Source organism: Candidatus Binatia bacterium (genome assembly GCA_035631035.1).
In the GTDB taxonomy this organism is placed as follows: domain Bacteria; phylum Eisenbacteria; class RBG-16-71-46; order SZUA-252; family SZUA-252; genus DASQJL01.
The window spans coordinates 1-8,858 of the sequence record DASQJL010000093.1 but is presented as its reverse complement, the minus strand read 5'-3'; the positions used below and the strand labels follow the sequence as shown (position 1 = coordinate 8,858).

Genomic DNA, 8,858 nt, shown 5'->3' with positions numbered 1-8,858 from the left:
GACGGGACTCCCGCGAACGCGATCACGTACGGGGCCTTCCTCGGGAACGTCATCGACTTCGTGATCGTCGCGTTCGTGGTCTTCATGATCACCAAGGCGCTCCTGAAGCCGACGCCGGCCGACCCCGCGCCTCCGTCCAAGGAATGCCCCGAGTGCAAGGAGATCATCCCGGCGGCGGCACGTAAGTGCCGCGCCTGCGCCAGCCCCGTCTAACCGCTCACGAACAGGGAGATTCCCGGACCGGCGCGCCTCGCGGGCGCCGGCCGGGGCTCTCCGTGACCCCCGCCTCCACGGCTACCCCTGCCGCGTACTTCCACTTGGGCCCTCCGACTCCGTAAAGCCGCTCAAGATCCGCCGCTGCGCCACCGATTAATTCCAAGACGCAAGCCGAGTTCCGCGTTCCCATGAGCCAACGGAGGTTCCGTGACGGAGCCGACGCCGGCAGAGACCGGCCGCATCCTGGTCATCGAAGACGAGCCGCGCCTGCGCTTCATCCTCGAGCGCCAGCTTCGCGAAGCCAAGGACGCGCGCTATGAAGTGCGCACGGCCGAGGACGGTGTGAAGGGGCTGGCGGAGGTGATGCGCGAGCCTCCGGAACTGATCCTGCTCGACGTGATGATGCCGGGCATGGATGGGTTCGAGGTGTGCCGCCGCCTCAAGTCCAACCCCCTCACCAGCCGCATTCCGATCATCTTCCTCACGGCGAAATCCACCGTGGACGACCGGCTGCGCGGCCTGGAGCTCTATGCCGACGACTACCTGACCAAGCCGTGGGAGCAGCAGGAGCTCCTCTTCCGCGTGCGCAACCAGCTGAAGACCCGCCGCGCGCAGCTCTCGTCGAACGCGCTGACGGGGCTTCCGGGCAATGTGCTGATCGAGACCGAGCTCACTCGCCGGATCGGCGCCGGCGAGAAGTTCGCCTTCCTGCACCTCGACCTCGACGCCTTCAAGGCGTTCAACGACTACTACGGCTACGCCCGCGGCGACGCGCTGATCCGCTTCACCGCGGCCCTGCTTCAAGAGCAGGTCCGCCGACACGGCGGCGAGGGCGACTTCGTGGGGCACATCGGCGGCGACGATTTCGTGATCATCACCGTGCCCCTTCGGGCGCGCGCGATCGCCGAGGCGGTCAAGGCCGACTTCGACGCCCGCGTGCCGGAGCAGTACGATCCGGCGGATCGCGAGCGGCGGTCGATCACCGTCCTCTCCAGCCGCCAGGGCGGCTGGCGCGACTTCGACATCCTCTCGATCACGATCCTCGGCGTCATGAACGTCGGGGTCGAGATCCAGCACAGCGCGCAGGTGAGCGACCGCGCGAAGGATCTGAAAAAGGTCGGCAAGGCGGTCAAGGGGAGCGTGATCGTCTTCGATCGCCGGAGCGACGGCTCTCCCGCGGTTCCCGCCGCGCCCGACCCTCCCACCGACGCATCGCGCGGGGGCAGTACGCCATGATCTCCGAAGGGGGCCAGGGACGCGGCCGCCTCCTCGGCAGCCTCGCGAGCCTCGCCTTCGCGGCGCAGTCCGCGTTCGACGCGCGCGGATTGGTGAACGCCCTCGCCCAGCACGTCCTCGAGATCGCGGGCGCGGACGGCTTCGCGCTCTTCCTCCTGGATTACGAGACCGGCGAGATGAAGGGGGACGCGTTCGAGCGTGGCGAGCGGGCCCCCGTCGGGCACGCCCGCTACGCGCCGCGATCGAACGCGTTCCTCGAGCGGGTGCTCCGGCGCGAGGCCCTGGTCGTGGAAACGCCGGCGGCCGCGACCGCGCCCGGAAGCGCGATCCCCTGGCGCGACGGCTCCTTCGAGAGCGTCCTCGGCGTGCCGGTCGTGGTCGGGACGGCGCTCCTCGGCGTGGCGGTGCTCGGGTTCCGCCGCGGCGTCACGCTGACCGACCGCCGGCGCCGGGCGCTGCGCTACCTGGCCGATCAGATCGGGCTGGCCCTCGACCGGCTGCGCGCGCGCGCCGAGATCGAGTCCAAGACCCGCCAGCTGGAAGAGGCGCGCGCGGCGCTGCAGCGCATCGACGAGGCCAAGTCGGACCTGATCTCGATCGTGAGCCACGAGCTCCGCACGCCGCTCACCGCGATCAAGGCCTACACCGAGACCCTGCTGGACAACGCCGACGCTTCGACCTTCCCGCTCCACAAGCGCTTCCTGGGCATCATCGACGAGGAGTGCGACCGCCTGGCCCGCATGGTGAACGACGTGCTGGACTTGAGCCGCATGGACTCGGGGCGGCGCCGCTTGAACACGGTCCCGGTCTCGCTCGCCAGGCTGATCGAGGAGGTCGCGCCCACCGTCGAGCCGGGGCTCCGCCAGCGCGGCCTGCGCCTCCAGCTCTCGATCGAGCCGGCGCTCCCCACGATCGAGGCCGATCCCGACCTCCTGAAGCAGGTGCTCGTGAACCTGATCCACAACGCGGTCAAGTTCTCGCGCGAAGGGGGCGCCGTCACCGTCTCCGCCTTCGGGCAGGGAGACCGGATCCGGATCGGCGTGGAGGACCAGGGGCCCGGCATCGCCCAGGACCAGATCGCGCGGGTCTTCGACCGCTTCTACCGCGTCGAGCCCGAGGGGGGCGAGCGCGTCGCCGGCACCGGTCTCGGCCTGGCCATCGTCAAGCGCGTCGTTCAGCTCCACGGCGGCGCCGTCACCGTGGAGAGCGAGGTCGGGCACGGAAGCCGCTTCGTCGTGGACCTGCCCCGCGAGCAGCAGGGGTTCCGCGCGCTCATCCAGTCGCTCACGCCGCTCTTCGAGCAGCCCGACCTGCGTCACCTGCTCCAGGTCTCCGTCGAGATGATCGCGGAGGTCATGGACGCCGGCATCGTCTCGGTCCTGTTCTTCAGCGAGGACGGATCCGAGATGGCGATCCACGCCGCCCACGGCCTCGACGCCGACACCGTCGCCCGCACCCGGGTGCGCGCGGGCGATTCGATCGCGGGCTGGGTCGCGCGGACCTCCGAGAACCTGCTCGTCGAGGACATCGAGACCGACCGCCGCTTCCGGAAGATGAACCACCCGCAGTACGAGACGAAATCGCTCCTCTGCGTGCCGCTTCGGCTGGCGGGGGAAACCGTCGGCGTCGTGAACGTGAACAACAAGCGGAACGGGCTGGAGTTCGACGCCGACGATCTCGGCCTTCTGGTGGCGGTCGTGAAGCGCGTGGCGGCGGCGGTGGACCGCGTTCGCGGGGACGCCTCGCCCGAGACCCTCGAGGCCACGCTCCGCACCGTGCGCGCCATCCTGCGCGCGCGGCGGACGCACCTCCTGCCCGGGAGCCGCCGCGCCTTCAAGCTGGCGGTGGAGCTCGGGCGGCGGGTGGGGCTCTCGGCCGAGGACGCCGAGGTGCTCGGGTACGTGGCGCGCGTGCACGACGTCGGCATGCTGGAGATCGACGACGGGCTCCTGCTCTCGGCGCGGCGCTGGTCGCCGGAGGAGCGGCGCGACGTCGAGGGGCACCCGCAGGCCGGCGTCCAGATGCTCCGGTCGATCGAGCTCACCTCCAAGGTGAACGAGATCATCCTGGGGCACCACGAGCACTGGGACGGTCACGGCTACCCGCGCGGGCTGGCCGGCGACCAGATCCCGCTCGCCGCGCGCGTCCTCGCCGTGGTGGACGCCTGGGAGTCGATGACGGCGGGCCGGCCCTACCGCGAGCCGGTCGCCGAGGCCGAGGCGATGGCCGAGCTCCGCCGCTGCGGCGGGACCCAGTTCGACCCGCGCGTGGTGGAGGAATTCGTGCGCCTGCTCGCCGAGGAGGCGGCGCCCGAGTCGAAGGGGCGCGCGTCCGCCGTGCGCGGGGAGCCCGCGTCCTGGAGGCCCGATGCGCTCCGTTGAGCTCGTGTGGGCTCTGGCGGCCACCGCGCTCCTCCTGTTCGAGGCGCTCGGGCGCCGCCGCTCGCTCCGCCGCGAGCTCAAGGAGGCCCGCGCCTCCTACGAGTCGGCGCTCGCGCGGAACGAGCAGCTCACGCGAGCGGCCGACGACATGGCGACCCTCTACCGGAACGAGCTGCTCTCCAGCCGGAAGCGCGCGGCGCGGCTCAAGAAGGTGCTCGAGATCGCCACGAGCATCAACTCCAACCTGTCGCTCGACAAGGTGCTCCACGAGATCGTCCACGCCATCTCGGACGCGGCGGGATTCAAGATCGTGCTGCTCCGCGTCCTGAACCCGCGCGGCGACTGCTTCGAGGCGCGCGCCTTCGCGGGCCTCGACCGCGAGGCCGTGATGAAGCTGGAGCAGAAGCCGGTCCCGCGCGCGCAGTTCGAGAGCTGGCTGCAAGACAAGTTCCGGATCGGGCGCTCCTTCTTCATCGGGCACGAGGCCAAGTTCTGGGGCGAGCGCGACGAGGACGGGTTCACGCCCGATTTGGGCGAGCGGAAGGCGGGGGAATGGAACGCCGAGGACGTGCTCTTCGTTCCGCTCCACACCAAGGACGGCACCGTGATCGGCTACCTCTCCGTGGACGATCCCGTCGACCGGCGTCGCCCGAGCAAGGAGATCGTCGAGACGCTCGAGATCCTCGCCACCCATGCGGTGGTCGCGCTCCAGAATTCGGAGCTGTACGAGCGGCTGCACGAGAGTATGCGGCAGCTCGAGGAGGCCACCGAGCGCGCCGAGGAGCTGAACGACCTCAAGAGCTCCTTCGTCTCGATCGTGAGCCACGAGCTGCGCACGCCGCTGACCCACATCCTCTCCTATGCCGAAGCCCTCCTCGAGAACGTGGGCACCCCGAACATCGGCATGCAGCGGGAATTCCTGGGCGTGATCCACGAGCAGAGCCAGAAGCTGAAGCGGCTCATCGAGTCGATCCTCGAGCTCTCGCAGCTGGAGTCGGGGCGCTTCCGCATGCATCGCGAGCCGTTCAACCTGGTCGAGGTGGCCGAGGAATCGGCGGGGCTGCTCCACGAGATGGCGCTGGAGGGCGGAGTCGAGGTGGACGTCGAGGCGCCCTCGCGGGAAGTGGTGGTCGAGGCCGACCGCAGCCTGGTGCGGCGCATCCTGCTCAACCTGGGTCAGAACGCGATCAAGTTCACCGAGCGCGGCGGCAAGGTGCGGATCCGCGTCTTCGGCGAAGGAAGGGTCGCCCGCATACGGGTCGAGGACACCGGCATCGGGATCCCGCGCGAGGAGCTGGACAAGATCTTCGACAAGTTCTACCAGATCGACGGGTCGCTCTCCCGCGAGCATCCGGGGGTGGGGCTGGGGCTGTCGATCGCGCGGAGCATCGTGGAATGGCACGGGGGCGAGATCCACGCGGAGAGCGAGCCGGGGAAGGGCTCGAGCTTCACGGTCACCCTCCCGGCGACGCCGGGGGACGCGGGCGTGATCACGCACGCGGGGTGGGACTCGGGACGCACGGCCTCCGACCATCTCACCCGCCTCACGGTCGAGATGATCGCCGAGGTGATGCACGCGCGGATCGCCTCGCTCATGCTGGTGGACGAGGAGCGGGAGGAGCTCTACATCAAGGCGGCGCGCGGTCTCCGCGAGGAGGTCGTGGCGGGAACGCGGCTCAAGATGGGCGACTCCATCGCCGGCTGGGTCGCCAAGCACGGCGTCCCGCTGCTCGTGACCGACGTGGAGGAGGACCCGCGCTTCACGCGGCGGAACAGCCACCAGTACGAGACCAAGTCGTGCCTCTCGGTTCCGATCAAGGCCGACGGGCGCGTCGTGGGCGTGATCAACATCAACAACAAGATCTCCTGCACTCCGTTCACCGAGGACGACCAGGCGCTGCTCACGTCGCTGGCCGACCGCGCGGCGCGGGCCTGGGAGCATGCCGAAGCGGTGGACAGCTCGTCGGACCGCGCCGAAGAGGCGGCCCGCGCGATGGCGGCCATCATCGACAACGCCCGGCGCGCGCGGCTCAAGCTGACGGCGGGCTCCATGGCGACGCGCGCCGCCGCCATCGGACGACGCCTCGGGCTCTCCGAGGACGACCTGCGCGTGCTCGCCTACGTCGCGAGCATCCACGACATCGGCATGGCGCAGATCCCCTCGCCGGTGCTCCACGAGCCGGGGCAGCTGGACGCCGAGACCTGGGCGCAGGTGGAGAAGCATCCCGCGCGCACCGTCGAGATCGTGCGACCGATCGAATTCGAGAACCGGGCGGCCGAGCTGATCATGGCGCATCACGAGCGCCTGGACGGGCGCGGCTACCCGCGCGGGCTCAAGGGGGAGCAGATTCCGATCGGGGCGCGGATCATCGCGGTGCTCGACGCCTACGAATCGATGACCCTGGGGCGCCCCTACCGCCAGGCGATGTCCCCGGAGGACGCCATCGTCGAGCTGCGTCGCTGCGCGGGATCACAGTTCGATCCCAAGGTGGTGGAGGCATTCGTACAAACGGCAGGCGCGCAGGAGGATACGAAAGCGTTTCACGCTCCAGAAGCGGCATGAGCCGCCGATAGACACCCTAGTACGGTCTGGGAGGAGGTGAGTCGGATGTCGAAAGGCAAGATCCTGGTGGTCGACGACGAGATCTACATCGTCCACATCCTGGATTTCAGTCTCGGGATGGAAGGCTACGAGGTGGTCACGGCGCTCGACGGGGAGCAGGCGCTGGAGCGCGTCGCTTCCGAGAAGCCCGATCTCATCGTGCTCGACATCATGATGCCGAAGCTGGACGGCTATGAAGTCTGCCGCGCGGTGAAATCGAATCCGGCCACCAAGAACGTGCCCGTGATCCTCCTCTCCGCGAAAGGGCGGAACGTCGACCAGAAGATGGGCTTCGACGTGGGCGCCGACGACTACATCACGAAGCCGTTCAGCCCGCGGAAACTGGTCGAGCGCATCAACCAGCTCCTGGGCCAGGCGGTCTCGGAGCGCCCCGCCTCCAGCGCGTAGTCCCGGGCGCGCCTCGCGCGCCCGCGGTCCCCGCCGCCGTCCCCGCGCGCCGCCGCGCGAGTGGTACCATTCGCGCCCGATGCGTCTCGTGCGGGTCGCCGTCCCCATTCCCAAGAACGACGCCTACGTCTACGCCCTTCCCGACGGCGAGCCGCCGGAGCCCGGGCTGCGCGTGCTGGTTCCGCTCGGCCGCCGGCGCCTCTGGGGGACCATCCTCGAGGAGGCGACCGAGGCGCCCCGCGGCGTCGCCGTGCGCTCCCTCCTCGGAATTCCCGAGCCGCGCCTCACCCTCACGCCCGAGATCGTCGCGCTCTGCCGCTGGGTGGCCGACTACTACGCCGCCGGCCTGGGCGAGACGCTCGCGGCCGCCGCGCCCGCGCTGACGGCGCTCCGCCGCCGCGCGCCGCGCGCCGCCGACGAAGCCGACGACGCGCCGCACGGCGGGCCGCCTCCGGCGCGGGACGCGCTGAACGACGAGCAGCGCGCGGCGCTGGCGGCCCTGGAGACGGCGGTCGCCGCCAAGGAATTCCGCGCCTTCCTCCTCTACGGCGTCACGGGAAGCGGCAAGACCGCGGTCTATCTCCACGCCGCGCTCGCCGCGATTCGCGCCGGGGGGCAGGCGCTGGCGCTCGTCCCGGAGATCGCGCTCGCGCCGCAGGCGGCCGACGCCTTCCGCCGGGCCGGCGCGCGGGTCGCGCTCTACCACAGCGACCTCCGCCCGCGCGAGCGCGTGGACGTCTGGCGGAGCGCCGCCGCGGGGGACCTGGACGTGGTGGTGGGGACGCGCTCGGCGGTCTTCCTCCCGATGCCGCGCTTGCGCCTCATCGTGGTGGACGAGGAGCAGGACGGGGCCTACAAGCAGGACGAGGCGCCGCGCTACCACGCGCGCGACGTGGCGCTGGTGCGCGCCCAGCGGCTGGGAATCGCCGCCGTGCTCGCCTCCGCGACGCCCAGTCTCGAGAGCTACGCGCGCGCCTCGCGCGGCGACTGCACGCTCCTTCGCCTGCCGAACCGCGTCGACGGGCGGCCGCTGGCGACGGTGCGCCTGGCCGATCTCCGGCATCGCGTGCGCTCCCTCGACGGCCCCTCCTCCAAGCACCTCACCCCGCCGCTCCTCGAGGCGATGGCGCGCACCCTGGAGCGGAAGGAGCAGGGGATCCTCTTCCTCAACCGTCGCGGCCACTCGACCTACCTCCAGTGCCGCGGCTGCGGCCAGGTGGCGCGGTGCGAGCGCTGCGACGTGCCGCTCACGGTGCACTCCGAGGACTCCAGCCTGCGCTGCCACTACTGCAACGCGACGCGGCAGCTCGCCACCGCCTGCCCGGCGTGCGGCGCGGCCGACCTCTGGTTCGGGGGCGTGGGCATCCAGAAGATCGAGCGCGAGGTGGCGCGGCTCTTCCCGGAAGCGCGGATCGCGCGGCTCGACCTGGACGCCGTGCGCCGGCGGGGCTCGGCCGCGGCGATCCTCCGCGCGTTCCGCGCGCGGCAGGTCGATTTCCTCCTGGGCACGCAGATGGTGACCAAGGGGTTCGATTTCCCCGGCGTGACGCTGGTGGGGGTCATCGTGGCCGACCTGCAGCTCTACCTTCCCGACTTCCGCGCCGCGGAGCGGACGTTCCAGCTCCTCACCCAGGTCGCGGGCCGCGCCGGCCGCGCCGACCTGCCGGGGGAGGTGATCCTGCAGAGCCACCTCCCCGACCATTACGCGCTGCAGCTCGCCTGCGCGCAGGACTACGACGCGTTCTTCGAGCGCGAGATGGAGTTCCGCCGCACGATGGCCTATCCGCCGGCCTCCGCGCTCGTGAACCTCGTCCTGCGCTCCCGCGAGTCCGCGGAAGGAGCGGAAGCGGCCGACGTCGTGGCCGCCCACCTGCGCGCGCAGGCGGCGGGGAACTACCGCGTGCTCGGCCCCGCGTTCGCGCCCCTGGCCCGCCTGCGCCAGGAGCACCGGTTCCAGATCCTGCTCAAGGGACGGCGGAAGGCGATGCGGGACGCGGTGCGGGCGGCGCTCGTCG

General features: G+C 70.9%; 6 protein-coding genes. All 6 read left to right on the top strand.

What is annotated here, in order from left to right; genetic code table 11:
• A partial coding sequence (locus tag VE326_10000; protein ID HYJ33538.1) for an MscL family protein occupies positions 1 to 213 on the top strand: 213 nt, incomplete at its 5' end.
• A 210-nt stretch (positions 214 to 423) separates the two neighbouring features.
• A complete protein-coding gene (locus tag VE326_09995; protein HYJ33537.1) occupies positions 424 to 1,452 on the top strand; it encodes a response regulator in 1,029 nt (342 codons plus the stop codon).
• Entirely contained in the window at positions 1,449 to 3,833 is a 2,385-nt protein-coding gene (locus tag VE326_09990) for an HD domain-containing phosphohydrolase (GenBank protein HYJ33536.1), read from the top strand. The genes VE326_09995 and VE326_09990 overlap by 4 nt, the downstream gene beginning before the upstream one ends.
• Positions 3,820 to 6,396, top strand: coding sequence for an HD domain-containing phosphohydrolase (locus VE326_09985; GenBank protein ID HYJ33535.1), 2,577 nt, complete (start codon positions 3,820 to 3,822; stop codon positions 6,394 to 6,396). The genes VE326_09990 and VE326_09985 overlap by 14 nt, the downstream gene beginning before the upstream one ends.
• A gap of 45 nt (positions 6,397 to 6,441) precedes the next feature.
• Positions 6,442 to 6,843 (top strand): response regulator, encoded by a 402-nt coding sequence (locus VE326_09980; protein HYJ33534.1) that lies wholly within the window; start codon positions 6,442 to 6,444, stop codon positions 6,841 to 6,843.
• A gap of 79 nt (positions 6,844 to 6,922) precedes the next feature.
• Positions 6,923 to 8,858: primosomal protein N' (priA, locus tag VE326_09975; protein HYJ33533.1), on the top strand; the 1,936-nt coding region annotated here is incomplete at its 3' end.